This window comes from Marinobacter sp. NFXS9 (assembly GCF_040148665.1).
In the GTDB taxonomy this organism is placed as follows: Bacteria; Pseudomonadota; Gammaproteobacteria; order Pseudomonadales; family Oleiphilaceae; genus Marinobacter_A; species Marinobacter_A mangrovi.
The window spans coordinates 353,640-369,820 of the sequence record NZ_JAGDDW010000002.1 but is presented as its reverse complement, the minus strand read 5'-3'; the positions used below and the strand labels follow the sequence as shown (position 1 = coordinate 369,820).

Annotated in this window: 18 protein-coding genes; 6 read left to right on the top strand and 12 right to left on the bottom strand. The window is 61.3% G+C overall.

All coding sequences use genetic code 11. The features are described 5' to 3' along the window. Nucleotides 1-36: 36 nt before the first annotated feature. Nucleotides 37-795, top strand: a complete 759-nt coding sequence (locus J3364_RS05315) for a CsiV family protein (RefSeq protein ID WP_349557338.1) — start codon at nucleotides 37-39, stop codon at nucleotides 793-795. Here J3364_RS05315 and J3364_RS05310 read toward each other — a convergent pair. The 6 genes from J3364_RS05310 to J3364_RS05285 all read right to left on the bottom strand — a co-directional run bounded on the left by J3364_RS05310 (nucleotide 789) and on the right by J3364_RS05285 (nucleotide 6,916). Beyond that, nucleotides 789-1,556 (bottom strand): S-methyl-5'-thioinosine phosphorylase, encoded by a 768-nt coding sequence (locus J3364_RS05310; protein ID WP_349557336.1) that lies wholly within the window; start codon nucleotides 1,554-1,556, stop codon nucleotides 789-791. The genes J3364_RS05315 and J3364_RS05310 overlap by 7 nt on opposite strands. Continuing rightward, nucleotides 1,553-2,791 (bottom strand): mechanosensitive ion channel family protein, encoded by a 1,239-nt coding sequence (locus tag J3364_RS05305; RefSeq protein ID WP_349557334.1) that lies wholly within the window; start codon nucleotides 2,789-2,791, stop codon nucleotides 1,553-1,555. Before J3364_RS05305 ends, J3364_RS05310 begins: the two co-directional genes overlap by 4 nt. An 86-nt stretch (nucleotides 2,792-2,877) precedes the next feature. Next, entirely contained in the window at nucleotides 2,878-3,366 is a 489-nt protein-coding gene (locus J3364_RS05300; protein WP_502882475.1) for a L,D-transpeptidase family protein, read from the bottom strand. 175 nt (nucleotides 3,367-3,541) lie between these two features. Continuing rightward, complete coding sequence (locus tag J3364_RS05295; protein WP_123633278.1) at nucleotides 3,542-4,201, bottom strand: TetR/AcrR family transcriptional regulator; 660 nt, start codon at nucleotides 4,199-4,201, stop codon at nucleotides 3,542-3,544. 214 nt (nucleotides 4,202-4,415) lie between these two features. Beyond that, a complete protein-coding gene (locus J3364_RS05290) occupies nucleotides 4,416-5,627 on the bottom strand; it encodes an ammonium transporter (RefSeq protein WP_349557333.1) in 1,212 nt (403 codons plus the stop codon). Between the two features lie 371 nt (nucleotides 5,628-5,998). Then, on the bottom strand, nucleotides 5,999-6,916 hold the full coding sequence (locus J3364_RS05285; RefSeq protein ID WP_349557331.1) for a hypothetical protein: 918 nt from the start codon (nucleotides 6,914-6,916) through the stop codon (nucleotides 5,999-6,001). Nucleotides 6,917-7,089: 173 nt separating this feature from the next. Between J3364_RS05285 and J3364_RS05280 the strand changes: the two genes are divergently transcribed. Further along, nucleotides 7,090-7,707, top strand: a complete 618-nt coding sequence (locus tag J3364_RS05280) for a riboflavin synthase subunit alpha (RefSeq protein WP_349557329.1) — start codon at nucleotides 7,090-7,092, stop codon at nucleotides 7,705-7,707. Here the strand turns inward: J3364_RS05280 and J3364_RS05275 are convergent. Next, nucleotides 7,697-8,839, bottom strand: a complete 1,143-nt coding sequence (locus J3364_RS05275) for a class I SAM-dependent methyltransferase (protein WP_349557327.1) — start codon at nucleotides 8,837-8,839, stop codon at nucleotides 7,697-7,699. The two genes, J3364_RS05280 and J3364_RS05275, sit on opposite strands and share 11 nt — an antisense overlap. Nucleotides 8,840-8,994: 155 nt before the next feature. Between J3364_RS05275 and J3364_RS05270 the strand changes: the two genes are divergently transcribed. Further along, nucleotides 8,995-9,432 (top strand): hypothetical protein, encoded by a 438-nt coding sequence (locus J3364_RS05270; protein WP_349557325.1) that lies wholly within the window; start codon nucleotides 8,995-8,997, stop codon nucleotides 9,430-9,432. 153 nt (nucleotides 9,433-9,585) lie between these two features. Next, nucleotides 9,586-10,101 (top strand): acyl-CoA thioesterase, encoded by a 516-nt coding sequence (locus J3364_RS05265; protein WP_349557323.1) that lies wholly within the window; start codon nucleotides 9,586-9,588, stop codon nucleotides 10,099-10,101. A 14-nt stretch (nucleotides 10,102-10,115) separates the two neighbouring features. Here J3364_RS05265 and J3364_RS05260 read toward each other — a convergent pair whose 3' ends face one another. Further along, nucleotides 10,116-10,967 carry a UDP-2,3-diacylglucosamine diphosphatase gene (locus tag J3364_RS05260; protein ID WP_349557321.1) on the bottom strand — a complete coding sequence of 284 codons (852 nt, stop codon included), beginning with the start codon at nucleotides 10,965-10,967 and terminating at the stop codon, nucleotides 10,116-10,118. Between the two features lie 220 nt (nucleotides 10,968-11,187). Between J3364_RS05260 and J3364_RS05255 the strand changes: the two genes are divergently transcribed. Beyond that, nucleotides 11,188-11,454 (top strand): acetyltransferase, encoded by a 267-nt coding sequence (locus tag J3364_RS05255; RefSeq protein ID WP_123633271.1) that lies wholly within the window; start codon nucleotides 11,188-11,190, stop codon nucleotides 11,452-11,454. Nucleotides 11,455-11,459: 5 nt separating this feature from the next. Here J3364_RS05255 and J3364_RS05250 read toward each other — a convergent pair whose 3' ends face one another. The 3 genes from J3364_RS05250 to J3364_RS05240 all read right to left on the bottom strand — a co-directional run bounded on the left by J3364_RS05250 (nucleotide 11,460) and on the right by J3364_RS05240 (nucleotide 13,711). After that, on the bottom strand, nucleotides 11,460-12,482 hold the full coding sequence (locus J3364_RS05250; RefSeq protein WP_349557319.1) for a class I SAM-dependent methyltransferase: 1,023 nt from the start codon (nucleotides 12,480-12,482) through the stop codon (nucleotides 11,460-11,462). Nucleotides 12,483-12,540: 58 nt separating this feature from the next. Next, on the bottom strand, nucleotides 12,541-13,419 hold the full coding sequence (locus J3364_RS05245) for an energy transducer TonB family protein (protein WP_349557318.1): 879 nt from the start codon (nucleotides 13,417-13,419) through the stop codon (nucleotides 12,541-12,543). 94 nt (nucleotides 13,420-13,513) lie between these two features. Then, complete coding sequence (locus tag J3364_RS05240) at nucleotides 13,514-13,711, bottom strand: hypothetical protein (protein ID WP_349557316.1); 198 nt, start codon at nucleotides 13,709-13,711, stop codon at nucleotides 13,514-13,516. 262 nt (nucleotides 13,712-13,973) lie between these two features. Here J3364_RS05240 and J3364_RS05235 point away from each other — a divergent pair, with 262 nt between their 5' ends. Then, complete coding sequence (locus tag J3364_RS05235) at nucleotides 13,974-15,005, top strand: NAD-dependent epimerase/dehydratase family protein (protein ID WP_349557314.1); 1,032 nt, start codon at nucleotides 13,974-13,976, stop codon at nucleotides 15,003-15,005. Here the strand turns inward: J3364_RS05235 and J3364_RS05230 are convergent. After that, the gene (locus tag J3364_RS05230) at nucleotides 14,988-16,109 is read right to left on the bottom strand and encodes a tRNA-queuosine alpha-mannosyltransferase domain-containing protein (protein WP_349557312.1); all 1,122 of its coding nucleotides are present in this window, start codon (nucleotides 16,107-16,109) and stop codon (nucleotides 14,988-14,990) included. The genes J3364_RS05235 and J3364_RS05230 overlap by 18 nt on opposite strands. Nucleotides 16,110-16,181: the final 72 nt, after the last annotated feature.

Here is a 16,181-nt window from a genome sequence, read left to right as displayed (position 1 = left end):
CCAGTGCCGCTGGCCCAGAAACGGGAGTACGGAGTTTTGCAGGATTTCCAGACACGCTGGCTGGCGCCGTTGGCCCTGGCAATGGCACTTTTTTCAATCGCAGGCAACGCCGCTGCCGCCGACAAGTACCGCGCCGAGCTGGTCCTGTTCGAACGACTGGGCGCCACCGACAACATCGCCGAACAGATGCAGACCCGGCGGCCGGAAACACCCCGGGACATCACCCGGAATCTCTGGACGGTCAGTCCTGGCGGCCAGGTGATGTCCGACCTGAACCTGGTTTCCCGCAATAACCTCTATCTCAGCAGCGCCGCTAACCGTCTGGAAAGCAGCGGCCGCTACCGCGTGCTGATGGCGACCGGCTGGGTCCAGTCGTTCCCGCCCGACTACAACGGCGAGCCGATGCGCATTTCCCTCGGGGATGTGATCGACAGTGCCGGCGATCGCGAAGTGGAAGGCTATATCGATATTGATCGGGTGCGTTATCTGCACGTTACCGCGAAGCTGAATCAGTGGCGCAAGGCCAGCCAGCCGGAGGCGACCTCTGACGCGATGGATAGCCGCGAGACAGCGCCAGCAGCGCAGGACATGGGCAACAACCCTTACATGCCGGGCGGCGGCGACGCATCCGGGCCGCAGGGCCTCAACGGCGATGCGCATCCCGACCGTGAGCTGGTTACCTGGTTGCACCAGACCCGTCGCATGCGCAGTGAGGAAATCCATTACCTGGACTCCCCCACCCTGGGCCTGCTGGTCTATTTCCAGCCCCTGGACGATCAGGGCGCGTCTCAGTAACCGCTTTGCAGGAACCGGGTCAGTGTGGCCCGGACACCTGACATGCCCTCATCAATGGCCGCCTGGATATCGTCCATCGTAATGATGTGATCCGACTTGCCGGCGGCCCAGTTCACCACCAGCGCCAGACAGGCGTATTCCAGTTCCAGCTCAGCAGCCAGTGCGGCTTCCGGCATGCCGGTCATCCCGATCAGATCGCAACCGTCCCGCTCCAGCCGTCGGACTTCGGCCGCGGTTTCCAGCCGTGGCCCCTGGGTCGCGGCGTAGACCCCGAAATCAATGCAGTGGACGCCGCTGTCCAGGGCGGCGGCCTTGAGGGCCTCGCGCAGTCGCTCGGTGTAGGGGGCGGTAAAGTCGATGTGGGTGACGTGGTCCAACTCCCCTTCAAAATAGGTGCTGGGGCGCCCCCAGGTGTAGTCGATCAGCTGATCCGGAACCACGATTTGCGCCGGCCCCATGGCCGCATGAATCCCGCCAACCGCATTCACACCGACCACCGCCTTCACGCCGGCATCCCGCAGGGCCCAGAGGTTGGCTCGATAATTCACCTGGTGCGGCGGAATGCAATGCGGATCACCGTGGCGCGCCAGGAACACCACCGGCACGCCGCCCAGCCGCCCCATCACCAACGGCGCTGACGGCTCGCCCCAGGGCGTTTCGACACGGCGTTCACCGGTAATTTCCAGGCCATCCAGCTGCGTCAGGCCGGTACCGCCAATAATGCCAATCGCCGGCGCTTGCGGGGCGCTTGCTTCACTCATGAGTCAACGTCTCCGTATGTGGTTTTGTCCGCCTTGCCGTCCTTGTTGTAGTCGCTGAGGGAGTCCGCCTCTCGATAATCAGGGCGGTCCCCGCCTTCGCCATCCTCGTCAGCCTGGCCCTGCTCGGCATCCCGCTCAAGCCGGACGGCGTCGGCCACATGCAACGTGCGGGTCGGGAAGGCCACTTCAGCGCCGTAACTGCCGATAATCTCGCTGATCTGCAGCAGCACATCCTGCTTGATCGCGTGGTACTTCACCCACTCCACCGTTTTGGTAAAGGTGTAGACCATGATGTCCAGCGAGGAATGGTTGAACTGGGCAAAATTGACGATCAGCGTCTGGTCGCTGTCGATCTCCTCGTGGTTCTCCAGCATCTCCCGGATGTCATGCACAATCGAGCTGATCTCGGCCACATCGACGTAGCGGATACCAATGGTCTCGTTGATCCGGCGGTTGGTCATGCGGGACGGGTTTTCCACCGAGATATTGGTGAACGCCGCATTGGGGACATAAAGCGGGCGCTTATCGAAGGTGCGGATGGTCGTCAGGCGCCAGCCGATGTGTTCGACCGTGCCTTCGATTTCCTGGTCCGGTGAGCGGATCCAGTCCCCCACCTTGAACGGGCGATCCAGATACACCATCAATCCCCCGAAGAAGTTGGCCAGCAGATCCTTGGCCGCAAAACCGATGGCGATCCCGCCGATCCCGCCGAACGCCAGCACGCCCGAAATGCTGTATCCCAGCGTTTCCATGATCACCAGCGCGGCGGTAATGACCACCACGGCTCGGGCCAGCTTGCTGACCGCCAATACGGTGGTGTAGTCCATCGGCCGCCGCATTTTCGCGGGCGACGCCAGGATGCCCTCCGCCTGTTTGACGAAGCGCCACAGGGTCCAGACCAACAACCAGATGATGCCGATTTTCAGGATCGTGTTATTGGCCTTGAAAATCTCGGCGTCGGAATAACGCTTGGCGATGTTCGCCGCCCAGTACACTCCCTGGAGCCAGACGAACCCGACCGCCGGCAGACGCAGCGCGTGCAGGAACGCGTCGTCCCAAAGATTCTTGGTTTCGCTGAACTTGCGCTCCAGCCGGGCGATGATCCGACTGACGATAAAGGCGACCAGTGCCGTTGCACACACCATGGCGAACACAGCGATGGTGACCCGCCACTCAAGTGACAACAGGTTATAGTTCTCGACCCAACTCTGAATGCTCTGCGGCGTGTCTTCCAAATCGGTCTCCTGCTTCCTTTTTGTTGTCACCCATCCAGCGGATGAGCGGCGCCATAATGACCTTCACGCGCCCTTTTCACCGGATTTTATTCCGTAATCGTGATTGGCGTGCCCGGCTGAACCATCTCGAACAGGGCGATCACGTCATCATTACGCATGCGAATACAGCCGTGAGAGGCGGCAATGCCCATCGGCTCAGTATCGGGGGTACCGTGAATGTAAATATAGCGGCGCATGGAGTCGACCTGCCCGCCTCGATTGCGGCCCGATTCACGACCACACAGCCAGAGGATCCGGGACAGGATCCAGTCCCGATCCGGAAAGGCGTTCGCCAGTTCGGCTGTATAGATCTCGCCCGTCGGACGGCGACCGCGGAAGACTGTGCCGCGCGGCTGGTCGGCGCCAATACAGGCACGCACATAATGCTCGCCCCGCGGCGTGCAGCCGGACCCGTTGGCTTCACCCGGGCCGTTGGCCGCGGTCGACACCGAATAGGTCACTATCGCCCCGTCGTTCATGCGCGCGGTCAGCGTCTGGCGGGAAAGACTGATCTGCAGATGTTCGGCAACAGGCACACATCACCTCGGTCCAGTGAACCGGTTCCGTGGAATCCGGCTTGATGGCGCAGAGATTACCCCAGGCCAGCCACCCGTCACAACGGGCCAGGCCTCAAGAAGCGCGTGCAAAGGCCTGCTTTTTACAAAACCGTCATGGAAAGCTGGGCCCCGGACCGGGAGGATGGTGCCGCGATCAGGCGGTCTTCGGCACCGAGATGGGATCGTCCGCCTGCAGGCCGGCAGCCAGGAACGGCACCAGGCGTGCGGCGATTTCCTGCACCGTGGTGTCGATACCCAGCTTGTTCTCGAGAATTTCGCGCAGGGCATCGCTGCTGGACATGGTAAAGGCCGTGGCGCCCAGCATGAACTGGATACGCCAGTAACGGTCCACCGCGGAGAGTTGCGGGGTGCCGGCCTTGAGCAGACGCATCAGGCGCCCGAAAGGCTCGCTGTATTCCTGTTCCAGGAACTTGCGAAGGTGCCCCTGGGACTGGGTGTAGGCCAATCCCAGCAGGCGCATGAAGATGGAGATGCCCTTCTCGTTGCGATGGGGCATGCGCACGGCGCTTTCAGTTAACACCCAAAGGGTTTGCTGCAGCGTGGGCGGCTCGCCTTTGCAACGGCGCTCCAGATCATCGAACGCTTTATCCAGGGTTTCGGAAAATGGCGTCAGGAAGCGGGCAAAAACCGCCTGGATCAGGGCGTTCTTTGAGCCAAAATGGTAATTGACCGCTGCCAGATTAACGTTAGCCTTGCTGGTAATCATACGCAGCGATGTTTCAGAGAAGCCGCGTTCTGCAAACAGCTCTTCTGCAGCATTGAGGATGCGATCAACTGTATCGGACTGCGCCATAACCTACCGCCAAGGTGAACCTACCAAACGTATGTTTAAAACATACGTTTGATGGTTATCCTTGTCAAGCAAGCCGACCAGGTCGGCCAATGACTCCGCCTCTTCCGTCGCTCATTAATATAGCTTGCCCCGGAAAATCCTCACCCCTTAACGCAAAAAGCGCAGGCCCTTTCGGTGCCTGCGCTTTGCGTTGGTAAGCGCCATTCTCTACCGGCTACTTATCCATTGAAGTCGCTGCAATGCGGTGAACGGACAAATCCGCGCCCTCGAACTCTTCTTCCTGGGACAACCGGATCGAACTCACCACGTTGACCAGCCCGTACACCACCAGACCGCCAACGAAAGCCACCACGATGCCGGTCACCGTACCGATCAATTGCGCCGTGAAGCTGACGCCGCCCAGCCCGCCCAGTGCCGACTGGCCGAAGATCCCGGCGGCCAGGCCACCCCAGACGCCACAAATCCCGTGCAGCGGCCACACACCGAGGACATCGTCCAGGCGCGGCATCTTGTTCTGGGCCCACTCGAACAGGAAGACAAACAGCGCACCGGCAACGCCGCCAGTCACCAGGGCACCGATCGGATGCATCAGGTCGGAACCGGCACAGACCGCTACCAGCCCGGCCAACGGGCCGTTATGAATAAAGCCGGGGTCCTTACGACCCACCAGCATCGCCACCACGATCCCGCCGACCATCGCCATCAGACTGTTCACGGCCACAAGGCCGCTGATGCCGTCCAGCGTCTGGGCGGACATCACGTTAAAACCAAACCAGCCTACGCACAGGATCCAGGCGCCCAGCGCCAGGAACGGGATATTGGACGGTGCAAAGGCCACCACCCGACCGTTACGGTAACGACCGTTGCGCGCGCCCAGCAACAGGATCGCGGCCAGCGCGATCCAGCCGCCAACGCCGTGGACAACGACCGAGCCGGCAAAGTCATGGAACGGCGCGCCGAAGGTAGCGTCCAGCCAGGCCTGAAAACCGTAATTCCCATTCCACACGAGCCCCTCGAAGAACGGATACACCAGAGCCACGATAAGACCGGAAGCCACCAGCATCGGATAGAATCGCGCCCGCTCTGCAATACCGCCTGACACAATGGCGGGAATCGCAGCCGCGAAGGTCAGGAGGAAGAAAAACTTGACCAGGTCATACCCGTTGGCCTGGGTCAGCACCGAAGCACTGGCAAAGAAATTGGTGTGGTAGGCCACGCTGTAACCGATAAAGAAATAGGCCAGCGTCGATACACCAAAGTCCGTCATGATCTTGACCAGGGCATTCACCTGGTTCTTGTGCCGCACGGTCCCGACTTCCAGGAAGGCAAAGCCGGCGTGCATGGCCAGCACCATGATCGCTCCCAGCAACAGGAAAAAGGTATTCGCACTCTGCAGCAGCGTTTCCACTGCGCTCGTCGTCTCCACGGTTCAATGCTCCCGTCTTTATTCTGATGAACTGCCGGGGCTGCGCGCAAAAGCCCGCGGACGATCATCCGTCCCACGCCTCATTGCGTCTGCACACCCCGCTGCATTATTTGGGCGCACACCGATACAAGAAATGTTCCAGCATGGAACACAGGCACTCATATCAAAGAGTTGGAAGCTATAAACGACTGACTGGAAATAAGGGGAAGATCTAAAAGGCACCCATTACGCACTCAAATAGTGCATTCAGGATGTTTTATTTGCGGAATGGCACCACATTTGCGCACAAAACAGAAATAGAGCCGCACCAAAAAACGCCAGGCCGCGAACCATCGAGCCAACTCGACTCCGAATGCCAGCCTGGTTGGCTGCTAGTGCTGAGAGGAAGCGTCTGACTCATCGGGCTGATCGGGCTCAGCCGCTTCCGACGTGGGCTCAGATGGCTGCTCCCAGCCGTTATCGATCGCCTGTTGATGGCTCTCAAAATAACGACTCTGAAGCCGGTCGTAAGCCTTCTCGGCTTCCAGCATGAAAATCAGGTAGAGCCTGATGTGCTCACGTCGTCGCAACTGGCGCGCCAGCATTCGCTTCTCGGACAGGTTAACCAGGGTGCTGAAACGGGTGGAACGCAGCGCCGGATTGCAATCCGTCATCATCGCGCATTGCCACGCGAGCCCTTCCTCGCCCTCAAGATGCGCAATATGGCTGCGGGCCTCCCGCAACCGTTGCTGACGCAATAACAGGAGGTCCATATAGCTGGGCCTGGACGAGAATATCCGGCGAACAAACGGCACGCCGGCCAGCGCTATCAGCACAAACGCCCCGAACCCGCTACCAGCCACCCAGGCAGGCACCATGCCGGGTACGCCGGCAAGAAACACCACCGCAGCCAGGGAGGCGGCAAATAGCCAGAGATCCCGACGGCGGCGAGCCGCTGAAAGGCTAAAGTTATCGGGCCAGTCCGGTATGGCCAGTGTGTTGAAATCCAGCAGCAACACCCGCTCGCACTGGCGCAGCAGACGTCGTCGATCCCGCTGACGCAGGAGGACCGTCTCTTTGCTTTCCTCGGGCGGGCTTTCGTTGGCGTCTTCGCTCTCGCCCGCAACCTCGGAGGGCTCGGCCACCTCGCCTGACGTTGATGGTTCCGATGGTTTGGAGACGTCGGTGCTGCGGGTGGCCGGAGGCTGTGCCTCGCTCGTGGTGGCGGGCGGCTGGGTCGGCTTGGGATCGGCAGGACGCCCCGGCTGCAAAACAGGCGAGGGCCGCTCGTTCGCGTCGGATACTGCCATGCCTCCCCTCCCCTCGTTCGTTTGATCTGCACCGTCTACAGGCTATCGGCCGCTGTCCGAAAACCTTGAGCCCGCGGCCGCTTGGCATGATCCGGCAGGACCGTTATGCTACCGCCAGCCAGCGGAGCGCCTGTCAGGCCGCCCCAAGTTCCCTTTCCCGCACTGGAGACACCATGTTTACCGGAATCGTTCAGGGCCAGGCCCGAGTCATCAACGTCGAGCAACGCCCCGGCCTGTCCACGTTTGTCCTGGTCTTTCCGGACGATCGCGTCGACGGTGTGGCGATTGGCGCCTCGGTCGCCCTCAACGGCACCTGCCTGACGGTCACCCGCCAGGACGGGAATGAGCTCTATTTCGATGCCATGCAGGAAACCCTGAGCCTGACCACGCTGGGCGACCTGCAGGCCGGCGATCACGTCAATTTCGAGCGCGCCGCCCGCATCGGCGATGAAATTGGCGGCCACCTGCTGTCCGGGCACGTTCACACCACGGCCGAAGTGACGGCCATCGAAACGCCGGAAAACAATCGGACGATTCACTTCCGGGTGCCCCGGGACTGGATGAAGTACATCTTTGCCAAGGGCTACATCGCCGTCAACGGGGCCAGTCTCACCATTGGCAGCGTGACCGAAGACACCTTCAACGTCCACCTGATCCCGGAAACCCTTCGCGTCACCACCTTTGGCACGCTGGAAACCGGCGACCGGGTGAACATCGAGATCGACAGCCAGACCCAAACCATCGTAGACACCCTGGCCCGCATGGGCTACGGCCGGCCCGTCAGCGGCTGACGCGGCAGGCAAAAACCACGAATTTCGGATCGGCCGCCTGCTGCTGCACCGAGCTGAACCAGCGTCTCAGCTTGACGTGGTACCCCAGGTGGCGATTCCCCACCACCAGCAACTGCCCGGCGGGTGCCAGTGCGGCCGCGGCCTGACGGAACATCCGCAGGGCAATGTGATCGCCGACGGCTCCGCCCTCATGGAACGGCGGGTTGCACAGGACGAGATCGAAACGCCCGTCACGCGGAACGCCGTCGCCGTGCTCAAATCGCGCTCGCCCGGCCACGCCTCTCGTCTCCGCATTGCGCTTGGCGCTGGCCAGCGCCTGACTGGAGACATCGGCAAACGTCACCGTGCAATCGTCACGGGTCAGCAACGCCATCAGCCCGAGCACGCCATTACCACACCCAAGGTCCAACACTCGGGCTGCCGACGGAAGAGAAGCCAAGACCTCGCGCACAGAGGGCAGGAAAACCCGGGTTCCCTGATCGAGCTGGTCACGGGAAAACACCGCAGGCAACGCCTCGACCGGGCCGGCAACGTTATCCAGCGTGTACCCGCGCCATTCCCGATTCCAATCCGCCAGACCCGCCGTCCCGCGTGGGGCAACGATCACCCGGGCCTTGCGTCTGGCCGGGCGGGGTTCGTTGCTGCCCATCAGTCTTGTGAAGACGTCGACGCAGCGATCGGGCAAGTGCTTGATCATCCCGCCGGCGATCACCACACCCTCAGGCGCCAGATGGTCGTTGGCCCAACGCAGCAGGTATTCAAGGTAATCCAGGTGACGCGGTATCTTGAGCACGACGGTGTCGAAAAGCCCCGTCGGCGGCGACAACCAACTGTGAATAGACGGTGCCGGCAGGTTATTGAGGGTGGCATTACGACTCACCGCCACCCGGCAAAGCGCGCTGTCGGCCAGGCTCATCGGGGCGATATCCGCCACCCCCAGGGTCAACGCGCCGAAACTGTCGTCCACAATCACAACGCGGGGACGCTCTGCGCCGACTCCTGACCAACGTTCCCGAACCGCCTCAATCAGCTGCTCATCCGCCGCATCCCAGGCGCGCAGGTCGCGTCCTCCCTTCCCCGGGCGCTCCAGGCGCAAGACGCCATGATCCAGTTGCAGCTCGTTATCCGCCACGCAGCCATTCTCCGCTATCGCCTGGCCCAGGAAACTTCATAAGGCTATCCCTAGGCTGAACACTCTAATAATTGTCGCTATCGTAAACCCATCATCAAGTCAGCCCGCTTATAGCCGGCGTCCGACCGGCTACGCAGTCTACGCGAGAGGAAATCATGGTGCAGTATTCTTTGAAAGACAGTCTGGAAAACGTCAAACAGCTTCGCGAACGGATGGAGGCCCAGGTCCGTCCGCAGCTGGATGCCGCTTCGATCGAGTTGAAAAAGGTTCTCAAGGACATGGGTGCCGAGTCGACCGAGAACGCCAGCCTGGCCGATATCGTCAACCAGATTCGCGAGCGCAACCCGTCCCTGCGCCAGTTGGCACTGCGCCTGGACATCGCCACCTATGACGTCCGCAGAAAGCTGATCTGGAACGCCAACATGATGTCGGCTTACCTGACCGACCGTGCCGGCAAGGCTTATGAGCTGGACGTCAAACCCAAACTCCAGCATTACCGGACCAGCGCCGAAAGCCGCGCCAAAGCATTGATCGACCAATTGCACGACCTGCGTCCGAAGCCCGACAACGCTGAGAACAGCGACCGTCAGTGACGCCGCAAACCGAGCATCGACGATCGCTCCTGTTCACAACGGAGCTTTCTTGCCCCTCACCCCAGGGGCTTTTTTATGTCCGGATGGCCGTCAACAGCGCTATCTGAGAAACTCGCGCCCCAAAGACCATCCGATTTCACGAGGGACTCGCCCATGCAAACACCCCGGACCGCGACGGTTTCGGCGTCCGCGATTGAAGGTCACGTCTACAAGGTCTTCCCGAACGACCTGAACGCCCACCAGACCGCGTTTGGTGGCATGATCATGGCCAAGTGCGACCGGCTCGCCCTGGTCGTGGCCGAACGCCATTCCGGTTGTGTCTGTGTCACAGCGGCGGTGGATTCTTTCGCGTTCCGGGCGCCTGCCAAGGGCAACGACACCCTGATCTTTCGGGCCTCGATCAATCGCAGCTGGCATTCGTCCATGGAAATCGGGGTTCGGGTGGTAGCGGAGAACAGCTACACGCGGGAAGAGCGGCATATCGTATCCGCCTATTTCACCTTCGTCGCTCTGGACGACAACGGCGAACCGCTAACGGTGCCGGAAGTCGAGCCGGAAACCCACAAGCAGCTGCGGCGCTACCGTGAGGCGGACATGCGCCGCGAGGCGCGCCTGAAAATGCGCGCCGATCTCAAGCGTTCACGGGCCAACGACTCCAGCGCACCGTAACGGACAGCATCACTTCAGTGGCGCGTGGACACCCGCGCCGTAAGCCCTCCGGAATCCGGCTGAACCGGCACGGGGCCTGTCCAGCCCGGCGCCCGGGCCGGCGAGCGCTCGGGTTCGGATTCCACAATGTGCGGCCGTTCCGACCAGTGCAGGATATCCAGATGGCCGTCGAAGTTTTCCACCAGCGCGGTACAGTGCTCCACCCAATCGCCGTCGTTGACGTAAAGGCCACCCGAGCCCTGCCGGAAACCGGCCGAGTGAATATGCCCGCAGATGTAGCCATCGTACTGACCACGCTCGGCGGCGGTCAGGGCCGCCATCTCGAAACGTTGGATAAAAGCGCGGGCCTGACCAATGCGCGTTTTGATCCAGGCCGCCAGCGACCAATAGGGCTTGCCTCGCATCCGTCGCCAGGCGTTGTACCACCGGTTGAGGCGCAACAGGATGCCGTGCGCCCGATCGCCCACCAGAAGCAGCAGCGGACTGCAGCGCACCACCTGATCGAATTCATCGCCGTGGCAAACCACAAACCGGCGTCCGTCCGCCGTGGTATGCACCGCCTTGTGGCGCAGGTCGATACCGGCCAGGGTCTGACCGCAGAAATTGCGCAGGAACTCATCGTGATTACCAGGCACGTAGATGACTTTCGTGCCGGTCGCCGCCAATTCGACAAGCTTGCGCACCACCGCCTGGTGCGACGCGGGGAAATGGACCCGTCGCTGCATGGCAATCAAATCAATAATGTCACCCACCAGATAAAGCGTTTCGCACCGCACGTTGTCGAGAAAATCCAATAGATAATCCGCCTGGCAGTCCGGTGACCCCAGGTGAACGTCCGAGATAAACACACTCCGGTATTGGTGCATCCGCCTTTCCCTCACCGTTGGCTGGTTTCATGGCCAGCCTCGCCCGTTGCAGTGACAGCTCTGTGACGGTTTGGGGACATTTCAGTGAACGCCGCGGCCCAACGACAATCTGCTTTTTCAGGGCCAACGTAAGGACTATGCTGACCATACAGTGAACACAGGAAGCGCTGATTCAGTCCTCAATGGCGTCCGTTCAGCGGCTTCCCGAGGGAGGTTTGCTATGTTACTCAAACACATGCCTACCGGGCATCTGATCGAGACCAACGACCTGACGACCTTGACCAACCCCTGCAAGGACACCGTGGAAGGCTGGTTCCTCTGGGGTGAAGAGACGCAGGATCCGGAAAGCTTCGACAAGCAGTCGTTATCGTTTCCATCCGGCGAGCAGCTGCCCCATTGCTGGTGGGATATCCACTACCAGGAAGAAGGGCTGATACCGCACCGCCCGACCGCAATCGAGGGGACGCCCGGCTACTACGGCGCCTGAGGCGGCTATCGCCGAAACGCCCGGTAGACGCTGAACTTGCGGTCTTCGCTGAGGGTTTCACACGGCCCGATATAACGTTTGATCAGCTCCGGGTAAGGCAGGAAGCTGTTGGCCACAATGCGCAGCTCGCCACCGGATTGCAGGTGTCTGGCCGCGTCCCGCAGGAACGCTTCGGTCATCGTCGTATCGGTTTTTACGCCGGTGTGGAACGGTGGATTGCTGACCAAAAGCCGGTAATGACCGGTGACCGCCGCCAACCCATCCGATGGCCGGATCTCGCCTTTGACATGGTTCCGGGCGTAGGTCTCCCGGGCACAGGCCACCGCCTGGAACTGTACGTCCACGGCATCGACGGTCAGATCCGGTACCTTGCGAGCCAGCCACGCCCCCACCACACCGGCACCACAGGCAAAGTCCAGCACCGGACCGGCCGGTGTCTCGCCCTCGAAGGATGCCAACAACTGCTTCGTTCCAACGTCGAGCCGGCCGTCCGAGAAAATCCCCGGCAAGCCGGCCACGTCCAGCTCGATCCCGCCAGCTCTAATGACGTGCCAGTTCCGCCAGGCAGACAGGTTGAAGCCGGTCATACCGGCGGGCACCGTCGCCATCCAGACCTGGCAGTGACGCGCGCTGTCCACCTTGCAGGCATCCGGATAGGTAAACTGCAGCACCCGCGCCCCACCGGCAATGCCCTCTTTCTTTTCGCCAATCAGCAACAGCGTGCCGCCGGCACGGGTCAGATGCCCGGCCAGCGCCAGCCTCAGTTCCAGCTCCTGCCGGGATTTGGGCATGAACACCACCACGCTGTCCACGCTGTCCGCAGCCAGCGCCGGGCCGTCGTACCCGAAAACAGACGGCCAGTCCGTCAGTGCCTGCCACTGTTCATGGATACCGGCATGATCGGTCACCAACACCCCGGGTTCCCCCGGAAGCTGGCCCAGAACAGAGGCCTCCACCAGGCCAATCAGGGCCAGGCGGCCGGTCAGGTATTCGCGGTTGCGGAGCAGGACGTCGTGAGTATTAAGCATGGAGAATCGGTTCAGGCTGTTGGCGATGCGTTACTTTACCCGCTGAATCCGGCGACCGCTATTCGCCGGTGTAGCGAAACGTCAGGTGGCGATAGTACCGGGCCGCCACAATGGGCGAATCCGGCACCTCAAAGCGAGGTACAGCCCGGATGGCCTGCAAGGCGCTGGCATCCAACCGGGTGTTGCCGGAGGACTGGACAATGCGGGCCGACAACAAATAGCCCGATGGGTCCAGTTCAAAGGAAATCACCCCTTCCTCGAAGGCCCGCGCATCCAGCGGCTTGCGAAATCGCTCGTCGACCTGGATCTGCATCCGGGCCAGGAAATGGTTGACCATCTGGATACGGCGGCGCTCGATTTCACTGACCTGGGAGCCGGCCCGGGCGCCCGCCAGCTCCTGATCCGACAGGGATTTCATCCCCTGGGGCGCCTGGGGTTTCTTCGCCTGTTTCTCGGGAACCGATGTGGTCGCCTGTTTTGATGTGACCTGGGGTCTGGCGGCCGCCTTCTCCGTCTTGTCTGGCTGACCCTCGGCGATGCGGGTCTTGTTATCCTCGGCGTTGACATGAGTCTGCGTGGGGGTGCTCTCACCCGCTACCGGTGTATCCTCGACAGGCGCCTCGAAATCGGTGCCGCGCAGGTCTGTCTTTTCAGCGTTGTTCCGGGGCAGATGCTGACGCTGCTCGGGTTGCTCCTGTTGTTTGGCAACCGGCTGTTTCGGTTTTGGCTCGGGTTTGGGCGCCGGTTCCGGCTCAGGCTTTACGATCTCAATCGAGAGCGCGGCGGGCACGCCCGTGGCATCCGGTTGCCAGAAGGTCCTGGGAAGTAAAACGAACAGGAGAAGGTGGACACAAGCGCTCAGCGCCAGTATCAGGGCAAATCGGGGTTGTAACTGACGGGTATCGTCTGGACTCAGTAAACCGTCGGATGCTGCCATGTTCACCGGACAGGGAAAGGGGACCGTTTCCAATCATCTTTCCACAGCCCTGCATCAATGGAAACCTTGCACCGGTCATACTCACCGCTTCAAGTTACTTGTAGCGGGCCACAATACCGACCTGCAACGCATCCTGCGGGGACATATCCCACTCGTCACGTTTGGCCTGGTCGGCCGGTTTGGCCGGAGACGCCTCCGGCAGGGCGCCCTGGTGACCGGCGTTGTCCTTGTGACTCTTCCGTCGATCAATCATCTGCTGCATTTTCTTGAGCATGGTGCGTACCTCTTTCACCCACCGCAAATCATTGCATGTCTGACAGGTCGGGATGCGTCCATGACATCCCCCCGATGAGCGTTCCATTATCGCGATGGAACCGAGGCGTTATCGTGAACTGTTTCACGTGATTTTACAATTTTTTAACATTTACAAATACTTACATAAACTCACATTTTGTTAAACGAGACCTGGCCAACAGACGCCTATCCACTTTTAGCGAAGAATCGGATAGGTTTTTCACTCACGTCTCAAGAGCCTCGATCAAAAGGGAGCCACCATGCGGGTTCTGGTTACCGGCGCCAACGGTCATATTGGCAGCCACGTCGTCCGACAACTGATTGAACAAGGCCACAGCGTCCGGGCATTTGTCCGTCCATCCGCTGACCTGCGCGGTCTGGAAGGGCTTGAGGTCGACCTCTTCCGCGGCGATATCATGGACGCCAGGGCGATCACCGAAGCAGCGGAGTCGATGGATGCCATCATTCACATGGCCGCGGTCTATAAAACCATTGCCAAATCGCCGGACGAGATTGTGGAGCCCGCCATCCAGGGTGCCCGCAATGTCTTTGCCGCCGCCAGGGCCAACCAGATCCAGCGTATTGTCTACACCAGCTCCGTCGCGTCTGTCGGCTTCTCCTACGACCCGCAGGCACTGCGCACTGGGGACGACTGGAACAACGATCCTGAAAACCCGTACTACATCGCCAAGACCCGCAGCGAGCAGACCGCCCAGGCTTTGGCGGAGGAGTCCGGCATCCACCTGGTCGTCATCTGTCCCGCCATCGTGCTTGGCCCCGGCGATTACCGCATCACCCCGTCCAATCAGTTGGTCATGGACTGGCTGAACGGCATTGGCCAGACCTATCCCGGCGGCCTGAACCTGGTGGATGTCCGCGATGTGGCCGCCGCCCACGTGGCCGCCCTCACCCGGGGTGAGAACCGGCGTCGCTACGTGGTGGGTGGCGAGAATATTGAAGTGAAGCAGGCCGCACGGCTGCTGAAGACACTCACCGGCATCAAGCCGATGCACCTGCCCTTCGGTCGCGGCATGCTGCTGTGGAGTGCTAAATGGACCGAGCGGGTGTGCCGGCTGATTGGTATGACGCCGCCGTTCACCTATGACCTGGTGTACGAAGTCGCCGAGCGCTACGCGTACATCGACACCCGGGAAACCAACGAGACGTTTGCCCTGACGCCGAAGAACGCTGAACAGACCCTGCGGGCCTGCGTAACCTGGCTGCTTGAGCAGGATCGTCTGAAGCCCAAAGTGGCCGAGAAGGTCAAAGCGGCGCTAGCCCACCAGCAGTGAAGTCAGCAGACGACGATACTGGGGCTGGAGCTCTGAGAGACGCCATCCATCGACAGGGGCGCCCCGGCCGTTTCGCAGGAGATCTCGAAGTGTGACGGCGGCGCCGGCAGCTTCCTCAGCGTTATCGTCCGGCTGGCTGGGATACAGGCCGGTCCTCGCCACATATTCGGGATAGGCCAACCGATCCGGCGCCAGCGCCAGGCAACCTGCCGCCATTGCCTCCAGCATGGCCAGGCCCTGAAAATCGTGCAGGGCCGTCGACAGCACCACGTCGGCCTGCCGCAGCAGTCGATCGTAATCGGTCCGATCGGCCAGGAAGCCCCAGTTGATCACGCGGTCTCCATGCCGCGCCCGAATGATCTCGAAAGCCTCAGGCTGACGCCGGAACTGTTCCCCGACCACACTCAGTCGGAAGTCCTGGCCACTGGCCACCAAGTGGTCGAGAAGCGCCTGCAATCGATCCGGCCCTTTGTCATACTCCCAACGGTGATTCCACAACAGGTGCGGGCAATCCCGGTTGATCGGATGCTTGCGCGCCTCAAACAGCGCGTCATCGATCGGCACCGGCAGGACACTGGATCTACGCTCGATGCGCTCGGTTACGCCTTCGGGAATGGCATCGGGTAAACGGTTCAGCAGCGCCCGGATGCCCTGCAGAAAGCTCGCCCGGTTCCACTCGCTGTTGAAGGCGACCTGGTCCGCCGCCAGGGCGCTGTAGAGGTTCACCATCTGGTGATCGACGCTGGCATGCTGATCGCCCGAGTCCGGGTAGGCGAACTGGTTTTCGTGCATGAAGAGCAAGGCCGGCACCGTCGCCAGATGCCGGTGAAAGGCGCGCAGTCCCGCCAGGTCCACCATCGAGGTGGCCACGATCAGGTCCAGGTTTTCCTGGAGCAGCGGCTCATCCAGCCAGCTCAGGGCGTTACCCCGGATCCGCCAGCGGAAATAGCGGGGCGCCAGGGCCAGGACCTCCCAGTCGAAGTCGGGTTGCGAATTCACCAGCTGTTCCCGCCAGCGGCGATGGCTGCCGGCATCGTAGCCGGACAGGAGCAGCACGCGGGGACGTCGGGAGCGGAATCGGTCAGGCAGCATCGGTTCAGACATGGCCGCATTCTACCGGAATCTTACCTGGCACGGCGTTGTCATGATGCTGTCATCGGGAGTCACTAGCCTGCG

Excerpts from the sequence above, each read along its gene's own strand:
- J3364_RS05285 (WP_349557331.1), bottom strand. The coding sequence starts at position 6,916 with ATGGCAGTATCCGACGCGAACGAGCGGCCCTCGCCTGTTTTGCAGCCG.
- J3364_RS05250 (WP_349557319.1), bottom strand. The coding sequence starts at position 12,482 with ATGCTTAATACTCACGACGTCCTGCTCCGCAACCGCGAATACCTGACC.
- J3364_RS05235 (WP_349557314.1), top strand. The coding sequence starts at position 13,974 with ATGCGGGTTCTGGTTACCGGCGCCAACGGTCATATTGGCAGCCACGTC.
- J3364_RS05270 (WP_349557325.1), top strand. The coding sequence starts at position 8,995 with ATGGTGCAGTATTCTTTGAAAGACAGTCTGGAAAACGTCAAACAGCTT.
- J3364_RS05265 (WP_349557323.1), top strand. The coding sequence starts at position 9,586 with ATGCAAACACCCCGGACCGCGACGGTTTCGGCGTCCGCGATTGAAGGT.
- J3364_RS05295 (WP_123633278.1), bottom strand. The coding sequence starts at position 4,201 with ATGGCGCAGTCCGATACAGTTGATCGCATCCTCAATGCTGCAGAAGAG.
- J3364_RS05245 (WP_349557318.1), bottom strand. The coding sequence starts at position 13,419 with ATGGCAGCATCCGACGGTTTACTGAGTCCAGACGATACCCGTCAGTTA.
- J3364_RS05260 (WP_349557321.1), bottom strand. The coding sequence starts at position 10,967 with ATGCACCAATACCGGAGTGTGTTTATCTCGGACGTTCACCTGGGGTCA.
- J3364_RS05230 (WP_349557312.1), bottom strand. The coding sequence starts at position 16,109 with ATGTCTGAACCGATGCTGCCTGACCGATTCCGCTCCCGACGTCCCCGC.
- J3364_RS05310 (WP_349557336.1), bottom strand. The coding sequence starts at position 1,556 with ATGAGTGAAGCAAGCGCCCCGCAAGCGCCGGCGATTGGCATTATTGGC.
- J3364_RS05255 (WP_123633271.1), top strand. The coding sequence starts at position 11,188 with ATGTTACTCAAACACATGCCTACCGGGCATCTGATCGAGACCAACGAC.
- J3364_RS05280 (WP_349557329.1), top strand. The coding sequence starts at position 7,090 with ATGTTTACCGGAATCGTTCAGGGCCAGGCCCGAGTCATCAACGTCGAG.